Genomic DNA, 22,217 nt, shown 5'->3' on the forward strand with positions numbered 1-22,217 from the left:
TCAGTCCTTCAGGTGTTTGGTGCGGGCAATCAATTGCAAATTGCGCAGATAGACGATGGAACCAAAGGCCTGGCCAGCGATGAACACCGGGTCTGCCCGGTAAATGGCATAAGCGAGCAGCAGGGCGCTGCCGACAATGCTCAGGTACCAGAAACTCACCGGGATCACGCTGCGTTTTTTGTACTCGCTATACAGCCACTGCAGGATGAAGCGACCGGTAAAGGCGATCTGGCCAGCGAAGCCGACCACCAGCCACAGGGTTTCGCGGGAGAGGTTCATCCTTCGATCTCCTGCGCGTTGGTGTTCAACCGCGTGCGCTTGATCAGCCACCACACACCGAACAGGTCGAGAATGCCCACCAAGGCGCGGTCGATGTTGCCGTATTTGGACACGCCCGCGGTGCGGGGCCGGTGGTTGACCGGGTGGACGATCATTCGGCCGTTGTGACGCTGGATCAGCGCGGGAATGTACCGATGCATGTGGTCGAAGTACGGCAGGCGCAGAAACGCCGCGCGTTCGATCAGCTTCAGCCCGCAGCCGGTGTCCGGGGTATCGTCATTGAGCAGGCGGCGACGCAGCCCGTTGGCAAAACGCGAAGCCCAGCGTTTGCTTGCGGTATCGCGGCGGTTGACCCGGTGCCCGGCTACCAGCTGAACGTCGACCAGACCCTTTTCACCGCGCACCAGCGCCAACATCCCGGGGATGTCCGCGGGGTCGTTTTGACCGTCGCCATCAAGCGTGGCCAGCCATTGCCCCCGGGCGGCGATTGCCGCGTGGTAGAGGGAGGTGCTTTGCCCCAGCGAGCGCTCATGGCGCAGGATGCGCAACGCGTCCAGGCCATTGTTTTTCAGCTGCCGCAGCTCATGCAGGGTGGAGTCGGTGCTGCCATCGTCCACCACAATGATTTCGTAGGCCTCACCGTTCAATGCGGCGTGGACTTCCTCAAGTAACGGCTTGAGGTTGTTTGCTTCATTCTTTGCTGGAATCAATACAGATACAAAAATGTCTTGGCTCATAGAGTCCTCTCCCTTGCTCCCTGGTCTATTTTTATCAAGGGCTAACGTTTTATATCTGATAGAAGTGGCGATACCACTTCACAAATTCCGCTACGCCAGTTTCAACCGCCACTTGAGGGCGGAAATCGACCCACTCGGCCAGCGCCGAAATGTCGGCCCAGGTCTTGATCACATCGCCTGCCTGTAGCGGCATGAAATTGCGTTGGGCCTTGATGCCCAGCGCCGATTCCAGGCAGTCGACAAACTCCAGCAGTGGCACGGGTTGGCCACGGCCGATGTTGAAAATCCGGTTTACGCCAGCGCCCGGCTCGTTCGGCACCGGTGGCTTGGAGCGCAGGCGGGCGACGCTTTCAACGATGTCGTCGACATAGGTGAAATCGCGCGACATCTGGCCATGGTTATAGATGTCGATCGGCAAGCCTTTCAGGATCGCCTCGGTAAACTTGAACAGCGCCATGTCGGGGCGCCCCCAAGGTCCGTAAACGGTGAAAAAGCGCAGGCCGCTGGCCTTCAGGCCATAAAGGTGGCAATAGCTGTGCGCCAGCAGTTCATTGGCGCGTTTGCTGGCGGCGTACAGCGAAATGGGGTGATCGACGGCGTCTTCGACACAGAACGGCATTTTGCTGTTGGTGCCATACACCGAGCTGCTCGAGGCATAGATCAAATGCGCGGGGCGATGTTGCCGGCAAGCTTCCAGCACATTCAGAAAGCCCACCAGATTGGACTGCGCATAGACATCCGGGTTGTCCAGTGAATAGCGAACACCCGCCTGGGCGGCCAGGTGCACAACCTCGGTGAAAGCATGGTCTTTGAACAAGGCCATCAAGGCCGGTTTGTCGACGATGTCCAAGGCCTGGAAACGAAAGCCCGGCAAGGATTCAAGCTCTTTGAGCCGTGCGTGTTTGAGTTCTACGCTGTAATAGTCGTTGAGATTGTCGATACCGACGACTTCAAGGCCTTCTTGACACAAACGCTTGACGGTGTGATACCCAATAAAACCGGCGGCGCCAGTAACCAGAACCGTCATGAGGCCTGCGCCTGTGAGTGACTGATTCCGATTCTGCGCAAAGGGCGCTTTTGCATCACAATCCCCTGTAAGTACTCGCTGATCAGTATATTTTTTGGGCTTTTTGCCACCATTGGCTCCATGCCTTGCTCCATTGTATTGGTAAAATTCTGTGCAGTGCACATCATGAGCCGCAGAAATGGCAGCCGTATACCCTGCCAGTTGGATTGTAAAAAAAACGTTAAGTAATTACTTCGTTTTTCTGACCACCTGCTTAAAGGCGTGCTGGTATGAGGGTGCTCACAACGCGGCGCCTAGCATTTTCAGGTAGTTGGGGCTCTCGGAGATCGAGTTGTGGCCCGTGTCCGGTATGACCTGCAGCGAGGCCACGCCTTTGGCGAAATGGGTGTAGAGCCGGTCTGTGCTTGCGCGCGGTATGACTTCGTCGTGCTCGGCCGCAACCAACAGCGTCGGGACGGTGATGTGAGCGGCGTATTTCCAGGATTCGAACTTGTCCTGCAACAGCCATTTCACCGGGAACCAGGGAAACTGGCGGGCGGCGAGGTCTTCAAGGCTGTTGTAGGGCGTGATCAGGATCAGCCGCGACGCCGGGCGCTGGCTGGCGAGGCGCACGGCAACGCCTGAACCCAGGCTGCGTCCGATCACTGCAATATCGGGATGGCTGTTGTAGACATAGTCGAACAAGGCCATGGCGTCACGCTGAATCGCCTCCTCGGACGGCGACCCGGTACTGCCACCGTAGCCTCGGTAATGCAGCAAGTAGATCGCATGATCCGCAAACGCTTGCGAAAACCCGGGCAGGCTGCGGGAAACGTCCTCGGCATTGCCACCAAAGTAGATCAACGCCTTCGGCCCGTCGTGCGGCCTGACGGTCACCAGCACCTGCGCGTCGGCGACTGACAAGGTAAGAAGCGATTCGGGTGTGTCGATGGCGCGAGGTTGCGGGTAGTAGATGAGGGCCCGTTGAAACACGAACAGCGCGACGCAGAGCAGCAGGTATGCAACGGCAATGAAAGCGAAGAGAGACACCAGGGTTCGCGACATTCGGCTAAGTTTAGTGGACGGCATGGACTGCTTCGGGCCTTGAGACAGCTATTGCTGGAGCGTCGCCAGAGTGTAGTCCAGCAATTTCAGCTGTGCAGAAGCGCCGCCCAATGCCCGTGTGGGTGCGAGCACCTGTGGCGAGGGGGCTCGCCCCCGTTGGGTCGCGAAGCGGCCCCAAAACCTGCAATCGCGGTACACCACATGCAATGGTTTACGACTGCTGCGCAGCCGAACGGGGGCAAGCCCCCTCGCCACACGGAGGCAAGAACATGCTGACCCGAGCCATTCCTTCCAGCAACGAGCCGTTGCCCATCGTCGGCCTGGGTACTTATCGCGGTTTTGATGTCACGCCAGCCGACGCTGCTTACAAGCAACTGCAGGCGGTGCTCAGCGCGTTGTTCGAGAAGGGTGGAAAGGTGATCGACAGTTCGCCCATGTACGGTCGCGCCGAGCAGACCACCGGTGAGCTGCTGTCGATCCATCGCCCTCGCTCGCCGGCCTTCCTGGCCACCAAGGTCTGGACCCGTGGCCGCGAAGAAGGCATCGCGCAGATGGAGCAGTCGTTCAAACTGTTGCAGACCGACCGGATCGACCTGATGCAGATTCACAACCTGCTGGACTGGAAAACCCATTTGCCGACCTTGCGTCAATGGAAGGCAGAAGGGCGCATCCGCTACATCGGCATCAGCCATTACACGGCGTCGGCCTACGACGAAGTGGAGGCGGTGTTGAAAGGCGAGCCGATGGATTTTTTGCAGATCAACTATGCCCTGGACGACCGCGCTGTCGAAAAGCGAATCCTGCCGCTGTGTCGTGAGCGCGGTGTGGCGGTGATCTGCAATCGGCCCTTCGGTGGCGGCGGCCTGATCGCTCGATTGAAAGGCAAACCGCTACCGGGGTGGGCTGCGCAAGTGGGGATCAACAGCTGGGCGCAACTGGCGCTCAAGTTCCTGCTGGCTCATCCGGCGGTGACCTGCGTCATCCCCGGCACTGGCAACCCGCGCTACATGGCGGAAAACGCCGGTGCAGGTTTCGGCCCGATGCTCACGGATGCACAGCGCCAGCAATTGATTGCGCTGGTGGGGTGACGGCTACCTTGTAGCAGCTGCCGAGCAGCGCGAGGCTGCGTTCGGCTGCGCAGCAGTCGTGAGTCCGACTGACGCGGTCTGCCTGATGCGCCGCAAGCTCTGGTTTGACGACGGCTTCGCCGCCGAACGCAGCCTCGCAGGCTCGACAGCTGCTACCAGCGAACGCAGCCGCTGCTCGGCAGCTGCTACAGGCTTACGGCGGCTGGCATTACTTGCGCCATCTCCAGCGGAATTTCCAGGGTAAAAATCGCTCCCTGGCCGGGTCCATCGCTATGGACGCGAAGGTGCCCGTTCATTTCCACCGCCGCGAGTGCGCAACTGTGCAGGCCAAAACCATGACCTTCCTTGCGCGTGGTAAAGCCGTGATTGAAGATGCGGGCCAAATTCTCGGCGGCGATCCCTTCGCCCTGATCCTCTACGCTGAAGCGCAGCGTTGCGTTATCGATAATCCTGACGCCCAGCGTCATACGGCGCTGATGATCGCTGACCCTGGACATCGCATATTTGGCATTGCTGATCAGGTTGATCAGGATCAACAACAGTCGGTGTTTGTCGCCGATGATGGTCGGTGTGGCCTGGTAGTCTTTGATGACGGTGACATGGTGCCGGCTCAAGGCGCCGGAATTCATGCGTAACGCATCTTCGAACAGATCGACGACATTCAACGGCTCGACCAGCCGGGCGGCGCCGGCATAGGCCTGTTGGGTGGCGACGATATCCTTGATGTGATCGATGCTCTTGGTGAGTTGCGCCAGCTCGTCAACGATGCTCGATTGCTCGGTCGCGATGGAATCGACCAGTTGATTGAAGTAAAGGGGCAGCAGTTTGCCTTTTTCATCGTGCGTCATGAACTGCCCCAGGTCTTCGGCATGTTCATTGATCATGTTTACCGCTTTGCCCAGGCCGAGGGTTTTGCTGGTCGACAATTTGCGGGTGATCAATTCCGCGGAGACGTTAACGCTATTCAACACATTACCGACGTTGTGCAGCACGTTGGTCGCGATCTCTGCCATACCGGCCATCCGCGCGGCGTCGATCAGTTCGCGCTCGGCTTCCAACAGTTCATGGGTGCGTTCCTCGACGCGTTGCTCCAGCCGCTCGTTCGCTGTCTGCAATTGGTTGTTCATCTTATTGATCAGCGCATAACTGCGAATCAGACGGGCGGCCAAGTACAGCAGCAGTAGCGCCATGATGCCAGCGCAGATCCCCAGGTAAAGGTGGTATTGGCGATCTGTCGCGGCTGTGCGCCGTTGTGTCTCGTTCAATAACTCGTTGATGCTGTCCAGTTGCTGTGCGACCGGAATGACACTGATGCGATCAACCAGGTCATTGACGATGGGCTGCTCTCGCACAATGGCATTCACAGCGTCTACAAGTGCAGTGAAAGTCGGGCGCCGTTCAGGCGGCAGTTGATTGATGTACTCATTCAGATATTCCAGATGCCCGGAGATTTCCTCAGCCCGTTCGCTGCTGACATAGAGGGCGTACTCAAGGGTGTCCAAGGTAAGATCGAACACCACTGACGCCGCCCGAGCATCCACCGACGAGAGTTTGTCGTTGGAATCTTCCTGCAACACCCGAATGGCATCTTCCAGCGTAGGCAGGGCCTCGAATGCTGTTCGCAAGGCCGTGTTGTGCTGTTTGAATTGCTCAACCAACCGGGCTTTGTTTTCTACCGCCTCCAGATAGCCCTGGCGTCGGGTTTGCCAAAGGGTCGGGAGCGGGCCGACAGCGTTGAGGCTATCGAGCTGTTGCCAGCGCTCTTCCGCTTCAGGCGGCGCCACCAGCAACAGGTTGTTGTTCATGCCGATTTTGGCTCGCAGGAGCTTCACGTTCCAATTGGCATCGTATTGCTTGAGTTGACGAACGAAGTCGCGCGATTCGAAGTAGGTCGATGTGTCGTACGAGTAGGATTTGATCAGCAAAAATATCAGTACGCTGAAGAGGGTCAGTGCAATGGCTGCCAAGGCAGACCATTTGTAATGATTAGAAATCTGCATGGCGGCATTCCTCCCTGATACAGGCTGTCCTGAGAGAGAGAGGCTGCCAACGGTCAATTAATTCCATTTTTTGCGCTCCCTGCAGAATGACGAGGCATCGCCACGTCATCCGTAAGCCTAGCGTTGTTGGTGGACGGTGCCGGAAAAAACACCGAACGGCAGGGGCGAGCGTCAGGGGACGAGCACGATCGCCCCTTTGACCTGACCGGCCCGCAGGCTTGCCAGCGCCTGATTGGCATCGTCCAGGGCAAAACAGGTGACGTCGCTGTGCACGGGCGTATGGCGCAGTTCGGCAAAAAACGCGGTGCCGTCTTCGCGGGTCAGGTTCGCCACCGAGCGGACGCTGCGTTCGCCCCACAACAGTCGATAGGGGAAGCTGGGGATGTCGCTCATGTGGATGCCGGCGCAAATCACACAACCGCCCTTGACGCTGGCCTCCAGCGCCAGCGGCACCAGCGCACCGACGGGGGCGAAGATCAGGCTGGCGTCGAGCGGATGCGGTGGTGGCTGATCTGAAGGGCCTGCCCACACGGCTCCCAGAGTCCGGGCATAAGCCTGGCCCTCGCTGTCGCCCGGTCGAGTGAAGGCGTACACCTGCTGCCCCCGGCCCCGCGCCACCTGAATCGCCAGATGCGCCGCCGCGCCGAAGCCATAGAGGCCCAGGTGGCGTGCACCTTTGGCCATTTGCAAGGCGCGAAAACCGATCAGCCCGGCACACAGCAGCGGTGCGGCTTCGGTGGTCGAGAGCGCGTCCGGGAGGGGGAAACAGAAGTGGGCATCGGCAACCGTGTAGTCGGCATAACCGCCATCCCGATGACAGCCGGTGAACTGTGCCCGGTCGCAGAGGTTTTCACGGCCCGAGCAGCAAAACGTGCACTCACCGCACGTCCAGCCAAGCCAGGGAACGCCGACGCGCTTACCGACCCAGTCGGGCGAAACGTCGCCACCCACCGCCGTCACTTCACCGACGATTTCATGGCCCGGCACCCGCGGCAGCACTGCTTGCGGCAGTTCACCGTCCACTAAATGCAGGTCGGTGCGGCACACGCCACAGGCCAAAACCTTGATCAACAGTTGCTGCGCGCCGGGCTGCGGCACGGGACGTTCTTCCCGTTGCAGCGGCTGGCCGGGGGCATGCAGAACCATGGCGCGCATGACGATTCTCCAAAAGCCGATGCACCGCAAGGCGTTACAGGGGGATTCCCGGTGGCAGCCGGCGACCAGTTGCTTGAGCCCGTCCAGATTCAGCACTTTGACGTTACGCCCGGAAATCTCGACCAGTTCCGAGTCCCGTAGATGAGCGATGCCCCGACAAATGGTTTCCAGACGCAGGCCCAAGTAGGAGCCGATCTCTTCGCGACGCATCTTCAGCACAAAGTCTCTGGACGAGTAACCCCGAATGCTCAACCGTTGCGACAGGTTCAGGAGGAAGGCGGCCAGGCGTTCATCGGAGTTCATGTTGCCCATCATCATCAGCAGGTTGTGCTCACGGACGATTTCCCGGCTCAGGATCTTGTTCATGTTGTGCTGCAACGAGGGCAGCTCCAGGGCGAGTTTCTCCAGTTGGGCGAAGTTGAAGGGGCAGACTTCACTGTCCTCCAGGGCAAAGGCACTGCAAGTGTGATGATCGTCGCTAATAGCGTCCAGACCGAGCATCTCGCCGGGGATCTGAAACCCGGTGACCTGCTCGCGGCCGTCGACCGACAGCATGCTGGTCTTGAATGAACCGATCCGCACCGCGTAGAGCGAGCGCAACGGATCGCCGGCCCGGTACAGGGCTGCACCTTTTTTAACCTTTACACGCTGAATGATCAGGGTATCCAGTCGTTCGACTTCGTTGCTGGTCAGGCCAATCGGCAGACACAACTCCAGAACGCTGCAATTGGAGCACGCGGCTTTCAGATAGTGATGTTGATATGGCCGGGTTTCAGGCATCGCAAAAACTCCCCCTGACAGGAGCTTAGAGCATAGTTCGGATCCCCCGTTTCAATCGGGCGTTTACAGATAGAATCGATGAGCGGGGAAAATCTTGTTCCTGTTGAGCCGGGATAGACGGCCCAAGACTTGATGTAAATCAAGTCTTAGGCCGTGCAGACACCCAGAATCGACGCATGTCTCCCGGTTTACCGGGGCCCCTGGCGGAGGACGTCATGAGCGATTTTCTGAGTGCCGAGCAACTGGAAGGGCTGGATGCCTACTGGCGGGCGTCCAATTACCTGGCGGTCGGGCAGATCTACCTCAAGGACAATCCGCTGCTGGCGGTGCCGCTGACGCTGGCGGATGTAAAGCCACGGTTACTGGGGCACTGGGGCACGACGCCGGGGTTGAACCTGATCTATACGCACCTCAATCGCCTGATCACGGCCCACGACCTGAACATGATCTTCATCGCCGGCCCCGGGCATGGCGGGCCGGCCATCGTGGCCCAGACCTACCTGGAAGGCACGTACACCGAGCTCTACCCGTCGGTGGGGCGCAATACCAATGGCCTGGCCCGACTGTTTCGGCAGTTTTCCTGGCCGTATGGCATTTCCAGCCATGTGTCGGCGCAGATTCCGGGATCGATCCATGAAGGCGGCGAGCTGGGCTACAGCCTGGCCCATGCCTACGGTGCCGCGTTCGACAACCCGGACCTGATCGTGGCGTGTGTGATTGGCGACGGCGAGGCGGAAACCGGGGCGCTGGCGGCCAGTTGGCATTCCAACAAGTTTCTCAACCCGGCGCGTGACGGGGCGGTGCTGCCGATTCTGCATTTGAACGGATACAAAATCGCCAACCCGACGGTGCTCTCCAGCATCAGCGAGGAGGAGTTGTCGGCGTTGATGTACGGCTATGGCTACGATCCGTATTTCGTCGAAGGCGATGACCCGGCCGAGGTTCATCAAACCCTGGCCAGAACGCTGGACACCATCGTGCAGGAAATTCGCGACATTCAGCGGGGCGCGCGTCAACGATCGTCGTCCCGGACGCTGGAGCGACCCCTGTGGCCAATGCTGATCTTGCGCACGCCCAAGGGCTGGACGGGGCCGACATTCGTCGATGGCCAGCGGGTCGAAGGCACCTGGCGGGCGCATCAAGTGCCCTTGGCCGACTTCCAGCAGCCGCAGCATTTGCGGCAACTGGAGGAATGGCTCAGCAGTTACCGCCCCGACGAATTGTTTGACGCCAATGGCACCTTGTTGCCCGAGATCGCGGCGCTGGCACCGACCGGCCATCGGCGAATGAGCGCCAACCCCCACGCCAACGGTGGGCTGCTGTTGCGCGCGCTGGATCTGCCACGGTTCACCCAGTATGCGGTGAACGTCGAGGCGCCCGGTGGCCTGCGGGCTGAGGCCACGCGGGTGCTGGGCCGGTTTTTGCGCGACGTGATGAAATGCAATCTGACGTCGAGCAATTTTCGCCTGTTCGGCCCGGACGAAACCGCCTCGAACCGGCTGGATGCGGTGTATGAAGTCAGTGCCAAGGCGTGGATGGAGCCGCTGGGGCCTGATGACGTCAATCTGTCGGCCGATGGCCGGGTGATGGAGATTCTGAGCGAACAGGTGTGCGAAGGCTGGCTCGAAGGTTATTTGCTGACCGGCCGGCATGGGGTGTTTTCCTGTTACGAGGCGTTCATCCACATTGTCGACTCGATGTTCAACCAGCATGCCAAATGGCTGAAAACCGCCGCCGAAGTGCCATGGCGCAAACCGGTGGCCTCGCTCAACTATGTGCTCACCTCCCATGTCTGGCGCCAGGACCACAATGGTTTTTCCCATCAGGACCCGGGGTTCATCGATCTGGTGGCGAACAAAACGGCGGACGTGGTGCGGATCTACCTGCCGCCCGATACCAATTGCCTGCTGTCAGTGGCCGATCACTGCCTCAGGAGCCGCAACTACATCAACGTGATCGTGGCCGGCAAGCAACCGGAGTGGCAGTGGCTGGACATCGATGCCGCCATTCGTCATTGCCAGGCCGGTATCGGACGCTGGGACTGGGCCTGCCGCGATGACAGCGATCCGGACGTGGTGATGGCCTGTGCCGGCGACGTTCCGACCCTGGAAACCCTGGCGGCGGTCACTTTGCTGCGCGAATACGTGCCGGATCTTCGGGTGCGGGTGGTCAATGTCGTCGACCTGATGGTCCTGCAGCCGTCGTACCACCATCCCCACGGTTTGCCCGACAGCGCCTTCGATGAATTGTTTACCGTCGACCGGCCGGTGATCTTTGCCTTCCACGGCTACCCCGCGCTGATCCACCGGCTGCTGTACAAGCGCACCAATCATGAAAACTTCCATGTTCGCGGCTTCAAGGACGAGGGGGCGACCACCACGCCGTTCGACATGGCAGTGCTCAATAATCTGGATCGGTATCAGTTGGCCCTGGATGTCATCGAGCGCGTGCCCAGGCTGCACGATCAACTCCAGACCGCCCGGGCGCGCTACTGGGCGACGATGGAGAAACACAAGCTTTACCTTATCGAACACGGGCAGGACATGCCCGAAGTGATGGAGTGGCAATGGACGCCTGCGCCGGGCAATCAGGGTTGATGGAAGGCGTCGGGCGCTATTTGTTCTTCCAGTATTTCTGCATCTCCAGGAACAGGAACGAAGCGGTCCAGGAAATCAGCACCAGCCCCGTCAGTGCCTCCAATCCGGTCAGGTACTTGAGGTTTCCCATGGGTGAAATGTCGCCGAAACCGATGGTCGTGAACGTGGTGAAGGAAAAGTACACGCAGTCCATGAACGAGCCATCGAAATTGCCGCTCAGGCTGCCCCATTCGCCGGAACGGATCAGCAGGTAATAGACCAGCGCGAAACACCAGACTTCTACCGCATGAGCCACCATCGCGCCGAATACCCCGACGACGATCCGAAAGCGGCTCCAGAGTTTGAGCCTGGGCAGCCAATCGTTCAGACGCAGCAGGCATTCGTAGTGAATCACCACCGTGATGACCACCACCAACGTGTTGATTAGCGTGACTGCGAACATGATGGGCCTTCAGCGATGGGGGCAGGGCGCCGTCTGCGGGCGATTGTTCGCAGCGTCATGGGGCTGGTAATGCCGGGGTGGGCTTGAATGGCATCAGCGCCGGGAACTCCTCGGGCGTGAGGGTTTCCTTTTCCAGTAACAGGCGGGCGCCCTCGTCCAGGTCGGCCCGACGACTCTGAAGCAGCGCCTTGGCCCGTTGGTAGGCTTCATCGAGCAGGGCGCGAATACCCAGGTCGATTTCCCGGGCGGTCTGTTCCGAGTAATCCTTTTCGCCCATCGTGGCCATGCGATCTCCCAGGTACGTTGGGGTTTGCTTTTCCAGCACCGATTGTCCGAGCTCGGGGCTCATGCCGAAGCGGGTGATCAGTTGCCGGGCGATATCGGTCGCGCGGCCCAGATCGTCGGCGGCCCCGGTGGAGATCTGGCCGTAGACAAGGTCCTCGGCGGCGCGTCCGGCCATCAGCACGACAATCCGGTCCTTGAGTGTCTGGCAACTGATCAGGAAGTGATCCTCGGTCGGTCGCTGCAAGGTATAGCCCAGCGAGCCGATGGCCCGGGGCACGATCGAAACTTTATGCACCGGGTCCATGGCCGGCAGGCTGCTCGCGGCCAGGGCATGCCCCATCTCGTGATAGGCCACCACCCGGCGCTCGTCGGCATCGAGCAGGCTGCTCTTGCGTTCAAGCCCCGCGATAAGGCGTTCCACTGCGGCGGTGAAGTCGTTCAGGCTGACCGCCTCGGCGCCGCGACGGGTGGCGACGATGGCCGCTTCGTTCACCAGGTTGGCCAGGTCGGCGCCGGTGAAACCAGTGGTGATTTCGGCGATACGTGCGCTATCGAGGCCTGGTTCCACGGTGATTTTCTTCAGATGAACCTTAAGAATCGACTGCCGCCCTTTGCGATCGGGACGGTCGATCAGAATCTGCCGGTCGAAGCGCCCTGCGCGCAACAGCGCCGGATCAAGGACCTCCGGCCGGTTGGTCGCAGCCAGCAATACCACGCCCTCACGCGGATCGAAGCCGTCCAGTTCGGCCAGTAACTGGTTGAGGGTCTGTTCTTTTTCGTCATTGCCGCCTAACACGCCGACGCCACGCATCTTGCCCAGTGCGTCGAGTTCATCGATGAAGATGATGCAGGGCGACGCCTGGCGTGCCTGTTCGAACAGGTCGCGGACGCGGGCCGCACCGACCCCGACGAACATTTCGACAAATTCGGACCCCGAAATCGAGAAAAACGGCACACCGGCTTCACCGGCGATGGCTTTGGCCACCAGGGTCTTGCCGGTGCCGGGCGGGCCCACCAGCAAGGTGCCCTTGGGAATGTGCGCGCCCAGGCGTGCGTATCGGGCCTTGTCCTTGAGGAACGAGACGATTTCCACCAGTTCGGCCTTGGCTTCGTCAATGCCCGCGACATCGGCGAAGGTCACTCCAGTGTCGCGTTCGACAAAGATCCTGGCCCGCGACTTGCCGACATTCATCAACCCGCCAAGGCCTTGTTTGTCCGCCATCCCGCGAAACAGGAAATGCCAGAACACCATGATCATTATGAACGGCAACAACCAGCCCAACAGGCTGTTCATAAAGGTGTTTTCGTTGACCCCGGTAAAACCGACGCCCGATTGGGAGAGTTCGGTCGCCAGCGCCGGATCGACCCGCACCGTGGAGAACCGGTCACGTCCGTCGATGGGCTCCACCAATTTGCCGCTGATCCGGTCCTTGTCGATCTGCAAGTCACTGACTTTTTGCTCGTTCAACAATTGCATGAACTGGCTGTAGGGCAGGGGCTGCACGGCCTGGCGCTCGACAAAGAAGACCTGCATGAGGCCCATGACGATAAAAGCGATCGCGAAGTAGGACAGGTTCCACCGGTCGTTCTTTTTCATGGCCTTGGCTCAGAGTGTGAACGCATATCGGTAAGCCAGCGGCCATCCCGTTTACTATAAAGATAGCCTGCTTCAGCTTCTCCCTCGCGCAGGGCGCCGGATGATGTGCACAGAGACCTCGGGTCTGGATCACCTCACCTCGTGCCGGTCATTCAGGAAACGGTGGCTGGGCAGGCGATTCCTTTTCTGGAATATCCGTCATGGTCGCCTCGGTGAGCAGCAGGACACTGGCAACCGACACGGCATTTTCCAGGGCAATACGCACCACCTTGGTCGGGTCGATGATGCCGGCTTCGTACATGTCCACATAACAATTGGCTGCCGCATCGAAGCCCACGTTGCCCGGTTCGGCGAGCATGCGGGCAATGACCACGCCGGCATCCACCGCCGAGTTTTCAGCGATGAACCGGGCCGGTGCTTCCAGAGCCCGGCGCAGAATCTGCAGGCCGGTTTTGACATCGCCCTCATGGCTGGCTTCCTCGGCTGCGATCATCGGCACCGCCTTGAGCAGCGCCAGGCCGCCACCTGGAACAATGCCTTCGGCGATCGCTGCCCGGGTCGCGGAAATCGCATCGTCGAGTGCATCCTTGCGCGATTTCATTTCCGCTTCGGAAGGCGCGCCGACGCGGATCACCGCCACGCCGCCAGACAGCCTGGCCAGGCGTTCCTGCAGTTTTTCCCGGTCGTAATCGCTGGTGGTGTTGTCCATTTGAACGCGGATCTGTTGCAGGCGCGCCTCGATAGCCTCGCGTGTACCTGCGCCGCCAATCAGCGCGGTGCTGTCTTTTTGCACCACGACGCGATGAGCCCGACCCAACTGGCTCAACTCCACCTGTTCGAGGTTGATCCCCAGCTCATTGGAGATCAGGGTTGCGCCGGTCAGAACGGCAATGTCCTGAAGCATTTCCTTGCGTCGATCACCGAAACCTGGCGCCTTGATCGCCACCGCGCGCAATACCCCTCGAATCTGGTTGACCACCAACGTGGTCAACGCTTCACCTTCTATGTCGTCGGCGATCAGGACCAGTGGCTGGCCACTTTTGGCAATCAATTCCAGCAATGGCAGCAGGTCTTTGAGCACGCCGATCTTATGGTCACAGAGCAGCAGGTAGGCATCGTCGAGTTCGGCCTGCATCTTCTCGGTATCGGTTACGAAGTAGGGCGAGACATATCCACGATCCAGGCGCATCCCTTCCATGACCTCGACCACTGTTTCGGTGGTCTTGGACTCTTCGACACTGACAACACCTTCAATGCCGACCTTTTCCAGAGCGTCGGCCACCAGCTGACCGATGACCGCGTCGTTGTGGGCCGAAAGCGTGGCCACCTGGGCTTTTTCCTTGGGTGTGCTGACCGGGCGCGATTGTGCCAGCAGTGATTGCATGACCAGAGAAAGCCCCCGGTCCATACCGCGCTTGAGGTCGATCGCACTGGCGCCCGCGACGACGTTGCGGATGCCGTCAGCCAGGATTGCATGGGCCAGGACCGTCGATGTGCTGGTCCCGTCCCCCACGGCCTCGCCGGTGCGTTCCGCCGCCTGACGCAGCATTTGCGCACCCAGATTCTCCTCGGGGTCCAGCAAGTCGATCCGTTTGGCAATCGTCACGCCATCGTTGCAGACCGTCGGATTGCCCCATTTATTCTGAATCAACACCGATTTCGATTTCGGTCCCAGGGTCACCCGGACAGCGTCCGCCAATTGTGTGGCTCCGCTGAGGATTTTCTCGCGAGCGCCAGCACGAAACAGGATTTTAGTGTGAGCCATCAGGTTGTTCTCCTGAAGAGTTCTGCATTGTTTCAGCTTCTATGAAATGGCACGTGCAGCGTTGATTTTTATCAACAAAGTCACACAGGCAGGCGTGCAGTCGCAGTACGTACCGTTCGGATGATCGACCGTCGGTTGTTGGCCCGAATTGACAAATATCAACCTGCGCCGCAGCAAACCGGGCCCAAATGAAATCTTCAAATCCACCGTGTTTTCAGTGGACCTGACTGGAAGGGGGGGCGATTTGAAAACACGGTTCGCGTGGGATTTTTAGCCAACTCATTTGCGAGGAAAGACCATGGACAAGTTTCAGCAGAGTCAGAAAAACCAGCTGTTCAAAACACCGGCCCATGATCCTTATTGCTTGCCGAAAATCGAAGGCTCTGCCGTCTGCCCGCAGTGTGGGGCCGCTTACCAGGCAGGTAACTGGACCTGGAAAGTTCCTGAAAACACGGTGGTTCATGATGCGCAATCAGTGACCTGCCCAGCCTGTCAGCGTACCAATGACAACAAGCCGGCGGGTACGCTCACGCTATCGGGCAGCTTCTTGCCCGCGCATCGAAACGAAATCATCAACCTGATCGAAAACACCGAGAAAAAGGAAAAAGCGGAGCATGCCCTGGAGCGCATCATCAGCCTGACCGATTCGGAGGGGGCGCTGGTTGTGACCACCACAGGCATCCATCTCGCGAACCGCCTGGGTCATGCACTGAAAGCGGCCTTCAAAGGGCACGCCGATTATCAGTACAGCGATGATGAGTTCGGGGTGAACATCGACTGGAGGCGTGACGAGTAGAGCCGGGGGAAGGTGTACTCGACGCTACAAAACTTGAAGAAATGACAGGAGGTCGGGATCGAGGAGTACGACCATGATCGCCAATGATTCAACGACAAAATCCGCCGCCTGTTCTGAATCAATCAATCGTTGCGCGGAGCTCTTTTCCGAAGCCGACCGACTGAGCAAACAAGCCTATGCGTTGTTGAGCGAGCCTGTTTCGACCCAGACGATACAACGATTTTCTGCAGCGAAAAAACTGGCGGATGACAAATACCGTCAAGCCCACCAGGAATGGTTGAAAACCATGAACAAGAGCGACCCATGATGGAGGGCTGCTGCCGGTAGCCTGCCCGGCGAAGGTATTTGATTTATATCAACGCCAAAGCGATTCCAACGGAGGAGTCTGAGGTGACGCTGGTGCCTGGTCCAGCGAGGGCGCACCGACCGCGCCCTCGCAACAGGCCATGGCGCGTTGAAGCCCACCTGCCTGGAGTCAGATCATGAGCCAGTATCAACGGTTGTTATTGATCATCAACCCGGCCCTGCGCCAGTCTCCTGCGATACAACATGCGGCGGCCCTGGCCAAGGCCAGCGGGGCACGTTTGCATATCGCTGCCTTGATAAAGTCGTTGGATATTCTGTCGCTGCTTGAAGAGGGCGTGCGGGAAACGGCGCGGGAAACCTACCTGCAGGACCACCGCGACTGGTTGAAGTATCAGGCAAAAAATATCCGTGGCCTGGGGATCGAGGTGACGGCAGAAGTGGCCTGGGCCGATGACCTGCAGCAGGACATTCTGGATCACGTCACGGAAATGCAGCCCGACCTGTTGATCAAGGAGGTTCAGCATGAATCGGCGCTCAAGCGCGCGTTCTTCACCCCGCTGGATTGGCACTTGCTGCGCCACTGTCCAGTGCCGGTCTATCTGATTGGCGGCAGTGGCCATACCTTGCCGCACAAGATCGTGGCCGCCGTTGACGCTTCGGGTAACGATGCCGACAAAGAGTTGAATGACCGGATCATCCAGCAGGCCAATGGCCTTGCGCTGCAGTGCAATGCCGAGTTGCACCTGCTGTATGCCTGCGACACGACAGACTATCTGGGCGATATGGGCGGCGGCGGCCTGACACTGTCACAGCTGACCAAGCAGCTGCGCAGGGAGCTGGAAAAATCGTTCCTGGCGCTGGCCGGTCGGTACGGTGTGGCCTCTGACCGCCGGCATTTCATTCTGGGGCACCCGGTCTCGGCGCTGAGTGAGTTTGCCGAGGAAAATCAGGTGGACGTGATCGTGATGGGCAGAGTCCAGTCCCATGGATTGAACAAACTGGTGGGCAGCACGACCGAACATATTCTGTATCAGGTGCCATGCAGCGTCCTGGCGGTCTAGGGACGGCCCCGTTCACGGTTGATCACACTCCTGGGTGACGGGTTGTGATGAACAGCCGTTGAGGTGAAGCCCATGCATTTGCCGATGATCAAAAAGAAACTCACCCGTTTGCCGACAAAGCCCAATTGGCTGGACAGCGAGCAAGCCCGCGCAGCCTTTTCATGGCAGGTGGAGGCGCTCGAATTGGCCGGATTGCCAGGGGGCGGCATGAACCTCGCCTATGAGGCGGTGGATCGGCATGCGATGGGAGGGGAGCGCGAACATACGGCGTTGCGCATTCTCGATCGCCATGGCGGGCACCGCGACATCAGCTACGGGCAACTGAGCACGCTGACTAATCGCTTTGCCAATGTGCTGAAAACATTGGGCGTGGCCCCCGGTGAACGCTTGTTTGTGCTCTGTGGCCAAGGGCTGGAGCTGTATCTGGGCGTGCTCGGTGGCTTGAAGCTCGGTTGCGTGGTTTCGCCGTTATTCTGCGCGTTCGGCCCCGAGCCCATCGAAACCCGGATGCGTCTTGGTGAAGGCAGCGTGCTGTTGACCAGCGAAACTCTTTATCGACGCAAGATCGCAGCGGTTCGTGAGCATTTGCCGGCACTCAAGCATGTACTGCTATATGACGCCGAGGGTGGGGATACGAACGCTGTGGCGGGCACCCTCAGTGTGCATCGATTGCTGGCCGAAGCCGCTGACGATTTTGACATCGCCCGGACAACGGTCGACAGCCCCGCACTTCTACACTTCACCAGCGGCACGACCGGCACCCCCAAAGGCGTGTTGCATGTGCACGGCGCCGCGCTGACGCACCGGGTCACCGCCAAATACGCCCTGGATTTACACCCTGAAGATATTTACTGGTGCAGCGCCGATCCGGGCTGGGTCACGGGGACTTCATACGGGATTTTCGCGCCGCTGCTGATGGGGGTGACCAGCGTGGTCGAGGGCAACGAATTCGATGCCGAACGCTGGTGCAGGATTCTCGAAGAGCAACAGGTGACGGTCTGGTACACGGCACCGACGGCCATTCGCCTCTTGATGAAAGCCGGTGACGCCTTGGCGCGCCGCCATCACTTTCCCTGCCTGCGGTTTATTGCCAGTGTCGGCGAGCCGCTCAATCCCGAGGCTGTCTGGTGGGGCAAAGAGGTGTTGGGGCTGCCGATCCACGACAACTGGTGGCAGACCGAAACCGGCGGAATCATGATTGCCAACACGGTCTCGATGGCCATTAAACCGGGCTCCATGGGCAAACCCTTGCCCGGTGTCGAGGCGGCCATTGTCGAGCGCAAGGCGGACGGTTCGCTGGTGTTTCTTGGGGAGAATGAAGTCGGTGAACTGGCTCTGAAACGGCCATGGCCCGCCATGTTCCGTACTTATCTGGGGCAAGAGGCGCGTTATCGACAGAGTTTTGTCGGCGAGTGGTACCTCAGTGGCGATCTGGTGCGTCGCGATGCCGACGGTTATTTCTGGTTCGTAAGTCGCGGCGACGATGTCATCAAGTCGGCCGGGCACCTGATCGGCCCGTTCGAGGTGGAAAGCTCACTGATGGAACATCCGGCAGTGGCCGAGGCCGCCGTGATTGGCAAGCCCGATCCTCTGCTGGGTGAAACCGTGAAGGCGTTTGTTTCGCTCAAGAGCGGATTCACCGCCAGCCCGGCCCTGCACGATGAATTGCTGGGCCATGGACGCAAGCGTCTCGGTGCCGTGGTCGCGCCAAAGGAACTGGCGTTCATGCAGGCACTGCCGCACACCCGCAGCGGAAAGCTCATGCGACGTCTGCTCAAGGCCCGGGAGCTGGGTTTGCCGGAGGGCGATACTTCCAGCCTGGAGAATCCGTCATGAGTCTTCAATCGTTGCCCAAGGACTTTGCTCTCGACTTGCTGCGAGACATGGTGCGCATCCGTCGTCTTGAGGAGCGCGCCGGCGAGCTGTACGGGGAAGGCAAGATCCGTGGCTTCCTGCACCTGTACATCGGTGAAGAAGCGGTGGCGGTCGGCGCTTTGCATGCGCTGGCAGCCGACGATGCGGTGGTCGCGACGTATCGCGAACATGGCCATGCCCTGATCAAGGGAGTGCCCATGAACACCATCATGGCCGAGATGTACGGGCGCCAGGAAGGCTGCTCGCGAGGGCGTGGCGGTTCGATGCACTTGTTCGATGCCGGTACACGTTTCTTCGGCGGCAATGCCATCGTCGCCGGCGGCTTGCCACTTACTGTCGGCCTGGCGCTGGCCGAGCGTATGCAGGGTGGATCACGGCTCTCCACGTGCTTTTTCGGTGAAGGTGCCATGGCAGAGGGGGCATTTCACGAGTCGATCAACCTGGCCGCTCTGTGGCAGTTGCCGATGCTGTTTTGCTGCGAGAACAACCTCTATGCCATGGGCACGGCCCTGGAGCGTTCGCAGTCGCAAACCGACCTGTGTGCCAAAGCTTCGGCGTACAAGGTCCAGACCCGGTCTGTCGATGGCATGGATGTGGTCGCGGTGTACGAAGCCACCCGTGAAGCGGTTGAACATATCCGGCAAGGGCGCGGGCCTTTTTTTCTGGAGTTTCGTACCTATCGGTTTCGCGCCCACTCGATGTTCGACCCGCAGCTGTATCGCGACAAGGCCGAGGTGGAGCAGTGGAAGACCCGCGGACCGATTCACACCTACAGTGCCCGGCTCAAGGCCCAAGGCCTGTTGGACGAACCCGGTTTTCTGGCGATCCTGGCCCAGGTGGACGCTGAAGTGGAGGCCGCCATCGCTTATGCCGAAAGCGCCAGCCTGGAACCGCTGGAGGATCTGTCTCGCGATGTCTACACGCCGAGGGCCGCACCATGAGCACTCGCATGACCTACCGCGATGCGTTGCGCGAGGCCCTGCGTGAAGCGTTGCAACGCGACCCTCGGGTGTTTCTGATGGGCGAAGACGTCGGCCGTTACGGTGGCAGCTATGCCGTCTCTTTGGGGCTGCTTGAAGCATTCGGCCCGGAACGCATTCGAGATGCGCCGTTGTCCGAATTGGGCTTCGTGGGGGCCGGTATCGGGGCGGCACTGGGGGGCATGCGGCCGATTGTAGAAATCATGACTGTGAATTTCAGCCTGCTTGCCCTCGATCCTCTGATGAACACCGCTGCTGCCCTGCGGCATATGTCCGGCGGACAATTCTCGGTTCCTCTGGTGGTGCGCATGGCGACGGGCGCGGGACGTCAGCTTGCGGCGCAACACTCTCACAGCCTCGAAGGCTGGTATGCGCATATCCCCGGGCTGAAAATTCTCGCCCCGGCGACCGTCGAGGATGCACGCGGCATGCTCTGGCCTGCGCTGCTGGATCCGGACCCGGTGCTGATTTTCGAACACGCCCAGCTCTACAGCATGGAGGGTGATACCGGCGACTGGAAGGCTCTGGATATCAGTGCCGCCAAGGTCCGTCGAGTCGGCAAGGACCTGACCCTGATTGCGTATGGCGGCACCCTCGGCAAAGCCCTGACGGCGGCTGAGCAACTGGCCGGGGAGGGCATTGATTGTGAAGTCATCGACCTGCGGGTTCTGCGCCCTCTGGATGACAGCACAATCATGACCTCGGTCTGCAAAACCCGCCGCGCCCTCGTCGTCGATGAAGGCTGGCGCAGCGGCAGCCTGGCAGCGGAAATCATCACGCGGATCGTCGAGCAGGGCTTTTACGAACTGGATGCACCGCCAGCGCGGGTGTGCAGCGCCGAAGTGCCGATGCCTTATCCCCGGCATCTTGAAGAAGCCGCACTGCCTCAAGTGTCGACGATCGTCGCCGCCGCACATGAGCTGTGCGAGGGGAATGCAACGTGATGACAGGCATGTACCGCGTCCAGGTATCGGGCCAGGAGGGGCAACCATGATCGAATTCAAATTGCCGTCGCTGGGAGCTGATATGGATGAAGGCACGTTGCTGGAATGGAAAGTCCATCCCGGTGATGCGGTCAAGCGTGGTCAGGTGATTGCCGTCGTCGATACGGCCAAGGCGGCTATCGATGTGGAGTGCTGGCACGATGGCACGGTGTTGCAACTGCTGATCGATGTCGGCGCCAAGATGCCTGTCGGTACCGTCATCGCGCAGTTGCTGGAACCGGGTGAAAGTCCGCAGAGCGCGCGAGGGACAGCGACGCCCGCGCCAGTGCCGCGTGAGGCGGAAAACCTTTCTGCGCGGCGGCCGAAGATTTCTCCCGCGGCACGCAAGCGCGCGGCCGAACTGGGGCTCGATGCCAGTCAGTTGCAGGGCCATGGTCCACACGGCGTGGTGACCCTGGAAGATGTCGAAGCAGCCGCCCGTGTGGCGCCGGAACCCGACCGCAACCAGGCCATGCGTCACACGATCGCGGCGGCGATGAGTCGTTCGAAACGCGAGATTCCCCATTACTACCTGAGCGAAACCATTGCCCTGGATAAGGCCATGGCCTGGCTGCAGGCACACAACGCGCAAAGCCCATTGCCGGAGCGCCTGTTACCCGGTGTCTTGCTGCTCAAAGCGGTGGCGTTGGCCTTGCGCGACTATCCACAACTCAACGGTTCCTGGCAGGACAACGGCTTTAAACCGGCAGCCGATACAGACCTTGGCGTGGCAATCACCTTGCGCCAGGGCGGGCTGGTCGCCCCGGTCCTGCGGCATGTGGCCGACACGTCCTTGACCGATTTGATGCGTGAACTGTCCAGCCTGGTGGAGCGCGCCCGCAGCGGTTCTCTGCGCAGCTCCGAACTGGGTGGCGCCGGCATCACGGTTACCCAGCTCGGCGATCAGGGCGTAGACAGCGTACTGGGGGTGATCTACCCACCCCAGGTTGCCTTGGTCGGTTTTGGCCGTATCGGCGAGCGGCCCTGGGTCAAGGATGGCCAGTTGTGTGTGATGCCCACCATCGTCAGCAGCTTGTCAGCCGATCATCGGGTCAGCGATGGTCACTACGGCGCACGCTTCCTGGGGGAAGTCCGTCGTTTGTTACAAACCCCAGAGCATTTGTGAGGGTGAGCCCATGGACCCGCTATCGGTACGCAATCAGGTGTTGAACGCGTTGAAGAGCATCGCTCCTGAAGTCGACCCCGAGCAATTACCCGGTGACCGCCCGCTACGCGAGGAGGTTGATCTGGACTCCATGGATTGGCTTCGCCTCATCGAGGCCCTGAATCGGAGCCTGGGGGTGGTCATTCCTGAAGTCGATTACCAACAGGTGGACACCCTGGACAAGCTCGTCGCGTATCTGATGCAAAAGGAAAAAACCGGCGGACAGGCGCCATCGATAGGTAGGCGATGACGCTG

At 59.9% G+C, this 22,217-nt stretch carries 19 protein-coding genes and 1 pseudogene; 10 read left to right on the forward strand and 10 right to left on the reverse strand.

Annotated features, from left to right (window positions below):
* The 4 genes from LOY28_RS09575 to LOY28_RS09590 all read right to left on the reverse strand — a co-directional run bounded on the left by LOY28_RS09575 (position 1) and on the right by LOY28_RS09590 (position 3,111).
* On the reverse strand, positions 1-279 hold the full coding sequence (locus tag LOY28_RS09575) for a lipid-A-disaccharide synthase N-terminal domain-containing protein (protein WP_018928220.1): 279 nt from the start codon (positions 277-279) through the stop codon (positions 1-3).
* Complete coding sequence (locus LOY28_RS09580) at positions 276-1,016, reverse strand: glycosyltransferase family 2 protein (protein WP_018928219.1); 741 nt, start codon at positions 1,014-1,016, stop codon at positions 276-278. Before LOY28_RS09580 ends, LOY28_RS09575 begins: the two co-directional genes overlap by 4 nt.
* 49 nt (positions 1,017-1,065) lie before the next feature.
* A complete protein-coding gene (locus LOY28_RS09585) occupies positions 1,066-2,043 on the reverse strand; it encodes an NAD-dependent epimerase (RefSeq protein WP_258613444.1) in 978 nt (325 codons plus the stop codon).
* A 279-nt stretch (positions 2,044-2,322) separates the two neighbouring features.
* The gene (locus tag LOY28_RS09590; RefSeq protein WP_138867147.1) at positions 2,323-3,111 is read right to left on the reverse strand and encodes an alpha/beta hydrolase; all 789 of its coding nucleotides are present in this window, start codon (positions 3,109-3,111) and stop codon (positions 2,323-2,325) included.
* Between the two features lie 245 nt (positions 3,112-3,356).
* On the opposite strand from LOY28_RS09590, the gene LOY28_RS09595 reads away from it, so the two are divergent.
* On the forward strand, positions 3,357-4,175 hold the full coding sequence (locus LOY28_RS09595; RefSeq protein ID WP_018928215.1) for an aldo/keto reductase: 819 nt from the start codon (positions 3,357-3,359) through the stop codon (positions 4,173-4,175).
* Positions 4,176-4,360: 185 nt separating this feature from the next.
* Here LOY28_RS09595 and LOY28_RS09600 read toward each other — a convergent pair whose 3' ends face one another.
* From LOY28_RS09600 to LOY28_RS09610, 3 genes and pseudogenes are all read right to left on the reverse strand, one after another.
* Positions 4,361-6,175 carry a HAMP domain-containing histidine kinase gene (locus tag LOY28_RS09600; RefSeq protein ID WP_258613447.1) on the reverse strand — a complete coding sequence of 605 codons (1,815 nt, stop codon included), beginning with the start codon at positions 6,173-6,175 and terminating at the stop codon, positions 4,361-4,363.
* Between the two features lie 171 nt (positions 6,176-6,346).
* On the reverse strand, positions 6,347-7,330 hold the full coding sequence (locus LOY28_RS09605; protein ID WP_028939745.1) for a zinc-dependent alcohol dehydrogenase family protein: 984 nt from the start codon (positions 7,328-7,330) through the stop codon (positions 6,347-6,349).
* 39 nt (positions 7,331-7,369) lie between these two features.
* Positions 7,370-8,110: pseudogene (locus LOY28_RS09610) on the reverse strand (cyclic nucleotide-binding domain-containing protein); the annotation flags it as partial.
* 215 nt (positions 8,111-8,325) lie between these two features.
* On the opposite strand from LOY28_RS09610, the gene LOY28_RS09615 reads away from it, so the two are divergent.
* Positions 8,326-10,707, forward strand: coding sequence for a phosphoketolase (locus tag LOY28_RS09615; RefSeq protein WP_258613449.1), 2,382 nt, complete (start codon positions 8,326-8,328; stop codon positions 10,705-10,707).
* A gap of 16 nt (positions 10,708-10,723) precedes the next feature.
* Here the strand turns inward: LOY28_RS09615 and LOY28_RS09620 are convergent, their stop codons facing one another.
* The 3 genes from LOY28_RS09620 to groL form a co-directional block, all read right to left on the reverse strand.
* Complete coding sequence (locus LOY28_RS09620) at positions 10,724-11,149, reverse strand: potassium channel family protein (RefSeq protein ID WP_258613451.1); 426 nt, start codon at positions 11,147-11,149, stop codon at positions 10,724-10,726.
* 55 nt (positions 11,150-11,204) lie between these two features.
* A complete protein-coding gene (ftsH, locus tag LOY28_RS09625) occupies positions 11,205-13,031 on the reverse strand; it encodes an ATP-dependent zinc metalloprotease FtsH (protein ID WP_018928209.1) in 1,827 nt (608 codons plus the stop codon).
* 148 nt (positions 13,032-13,179) lie between these two features.
* The gene (gene groL / locus LOY28_RS09630) at positions 13,180-14,796 is read right to left on the reverse strand and encodes a chaperonin GroEL (RefSeq protein ID WP_018928208.1); all 1,617 of its coding nucleotides are present in this window, start codon (positions 14,794-14,796) and stop codon (positions 13,180-13,182) included.
* Between the two features lie 298 nt (positions 14,797-15,094).
* On the opposite strand from groL, the gene LOY28_RS09635 reads away from it, so the two are divergent.
* From LOY28_RS09635 to LOY28_RS09670, 8 genes are all read left to right on the forward strand, one after another.
* Positions 15,095-15,592 (forward strand): BCAM0308 family protein, encoded by a 498-nt coding sequence (locus LOY28_RS09635; protein ID WP_018928207.1) that lies wholly within the window; start codon positions 15,095-15,097, stop codon positions 15,590-15,592.
* 73 nt (positions 15,593-15,665) lie between these two features.
* On the forward strand, positions 15,666-15,899 hold the full coding sequence (locus LOY28_RS09640; RefSeq protein WP_018928206.1) for a hypothetical protein: 234 nt from the start codon (positions 15,666-15,668) through the stop codon (positions 15,897-15,899).
* A gap of 175 nt (positions 15,900-16,074) precedes the next feature.
* Positions 16,075-16,959 carry a universal stress protein gene (locus tag LOY28_RS09645; protein ID WP_258613455.1) on the forward strand — a complete coding sequence of 295 codons (885 nt, stop codon included), beginning with the start codon at positions 16,075-16,077 and terminating at the stop codon, positions 16,957-16,959.
* A 72-nt stretch (positions 16,960-17,031) separates the two neighbouring features.
* Positions 17,032-18,795, forward strand: coding sequence for an acetate--CoA ligase (gene acsA, locus LOY28_RS09650; protein ID WP_258613457.1), 1,764 nt, complete (start codon positions 17,032-17,034; stop codon positions 18,793-18,795).
* Complete coding sequence (gene pdhA, locus LOY28_RS09655; protein WP_258613459.1) at positions 18,792-19,775, forward strand: pyruvate dehydrogenase (acetyl-transferring) E1 component subunit alpha; 984 nt, start codon at positions 18,792-18,794, stop codon at positions 19,773-19,775. The genes acsA and pdhA overlap by 4 nt, the downstream gene beginning before the upstream one ends.
* On the forward strand, positions 19,772-20,758 hold the full coding sequence (locus tag LOY28_RS09660) for an alpha-ketoacid dehydrogenase subunit beta (RefSeq protein WP_258613461.1): 987 nt from the start codon (positions 19,772-19,774) through the stop codon (positions 20,756-20,758). Before pdhA ends, LOY28_RS09660 begins: the two co-directional genes overlap by 4 nt.
* A 46-nt stretch (positions 20,759-20,804) precedes the next feature.
* Positions 20,805-21,923, forward strand: coding sequence for a dihydrolipoamide acetyltransferase family protein (locus LOY28_RS09665; protein WP_258613464.1), 1,119 nt, complete (start codon positions 20,805-20,807; stop codon positions 21,921-21,923).
* Between the two features lie 10 nt (positions 21,924-21,933).
* Complete coding sequence (locus LOY28_RS09670) at positions 21,934-22,212, forward strand: acyl carrier protein (RefSeq protein ID WP_258613466.1); 279 nt, start codon at positions 21,934-21,936, stop codon at positions 22,210-22,212.
* Positions 22,213-22,217 lie beyond the last annotated feature (5 nt).

Origin of the sequence: Pseudomonas sp. B21-017 (assembly GCF_024749245.1) — a bacterium.
In the GTDB taxonomy this organism is placed as follows: Bacteria; Pseudomonadota; Gammaproteobacteria; order Pseudomonadales; family Pseudomonadaceae; genus Aquipseudomonas.

What these genes read in the sequence shown, in the direction of transcription:
- LOY28_RS09575 (WP_018928220.1), bottom strand. Translation starts at nt 279, where the DNA reads ATGAACCTCTCCCGCGAAACCCTGTGGCTGGTGGTCGGCTTCGCTGGC.
- LOY28_RS09580 (WP_018928219.1), bottom strand. Translation starts at nt 1,016, where the DNA reads ATGAGCCAAGACATTTTTGTATCTGTATTGATTCCAGCAAAGAATGAA.
- LOY28_RS09585 (WP_258613444.1), bottom strand. Translation starts at nt 2,043, where the DNA reads ATGACGGTTCTGGTTACTGGCGCCGCCGGTTTTATTGGGTATCACACC.
- LOY28_RS09590 (WP_138867147.1), bottom strand. Translation starts at nt 3,111, where the DNA reads ATGCCGTCCACTAAACTTAGCCGAATGTCGCGAACCCTGGTGTCTCTC.
- LOY28_RS09595 (WP_018928215.1), top strand. Translation starts at nt 3,357, where the DNA reads ATGCTGACCCGAGCCATTCCTTCCAGCAACGAGCCGTTGCCCATCGTC.
- LOY28_RS09600 (WP_258613447.1), bottom strand. Translation starts at nt 6,175, where the DNA reads ATGCAGATTTCTAATCATTACAAATGGTCTGCCTTGGCAGCCATTGCA.
- LOY28_RS09605 (WP_028939745.1), bottom strand. Translation starts at nt 7,330, where the DNA reads ATGCGCGCCATGGTTCTGCATGCCCCCGGCCAGCCGCTGCAACGGGAA.
- LOY28_RS09615 (WP_258613449.1), top strand. Translation starts at nt 8,326, where the DNA reads ATGAGCGATTTTCTGAGTGCCGAGCAACTGGAAGGGCTGGATGCCTAC.
- LOY28_RS09620 (WP_258613451.1), bottom strand. Translation starts at nt 11,149, where the DNA reads ATGTTCGCAGTCACGCTAATCAACACGTTGGTGGTGGTCATCACGGTG.
- ftsH (WP_018928209.1), bottom strand. Translation starts at nt 13,031, where the DNA reads ATGAAAAAGAACGACCGGTGGAACCTGTCCTACTTCGCGATCGCTTTT.
- groL (WP_018928208.1), bottom strand. Translation starts at nt 14,796, where the DNA reads ATGGCTCACACTAAAATCCTGTTTCGTGCTGGCGCTCGCGAGAAAATC.
- LOY28_RS09635 (WP_018928207.1), top strand. Translation starts at nt 15,095, where the DNA reads ATGGACAAGTTTCAGCAGAGTCAGAAAAACCAGCTGTTCAAAACACCG.
- LOY28_RS09640 (WP_018928206.1), top strand. Translation starts at nt 15,666, where the DNA reads ATGATCGCCAATGATTCAACGACAAAATCCGCCGCCTGTTCTGAATCA.
- LOY28_RS09645 (WP_258613455.1), top strand. Translation starts at nt 16,075, where the DNA reads ATGAGCCAGTATCAACGGTTGTTATTGATCATCAACCCGGCCCTGCGC.
- acsA (WP_258613457.1), top strand. Translation starts at nt 17,032, where the DNA reads ATGCATTTGCCGATGATCAAAAAGAAACTCACCCGTTTGCCGACAAAG.
- pdhA (WP_258613459.1), top strand. Translation starts at nt 18,792, where the DNA reads ATGAGTCTTCAATCGTTGCCCAAGGACTTTGCTCTCGACTTGCTGCGA.
- LOY28_RS09660 (WP_258613461.1), top strand. Translation starts at nt 19,772, where the DNA reads ATGAGCACTCGCATGACCTACCGCGATGCGTTGCGCGAGGCCCTGCGT.
- LOY28_RS09665 (WP_258613464.1), top strand. Translation starts at nt 20,805, where the DNA reads ATGATCGAATTCAAATTGCCGTCGCTGGGAGCTGATATGGATGAAGGC.
- LOY28_RS09670 (WP_258613466.1), top strand. Translation starts at nt 21,934, where the DNA reads ATGGACCCGCTATCGGTACGCAATCAGGTGTTGAACGCGTTGAAGAGC.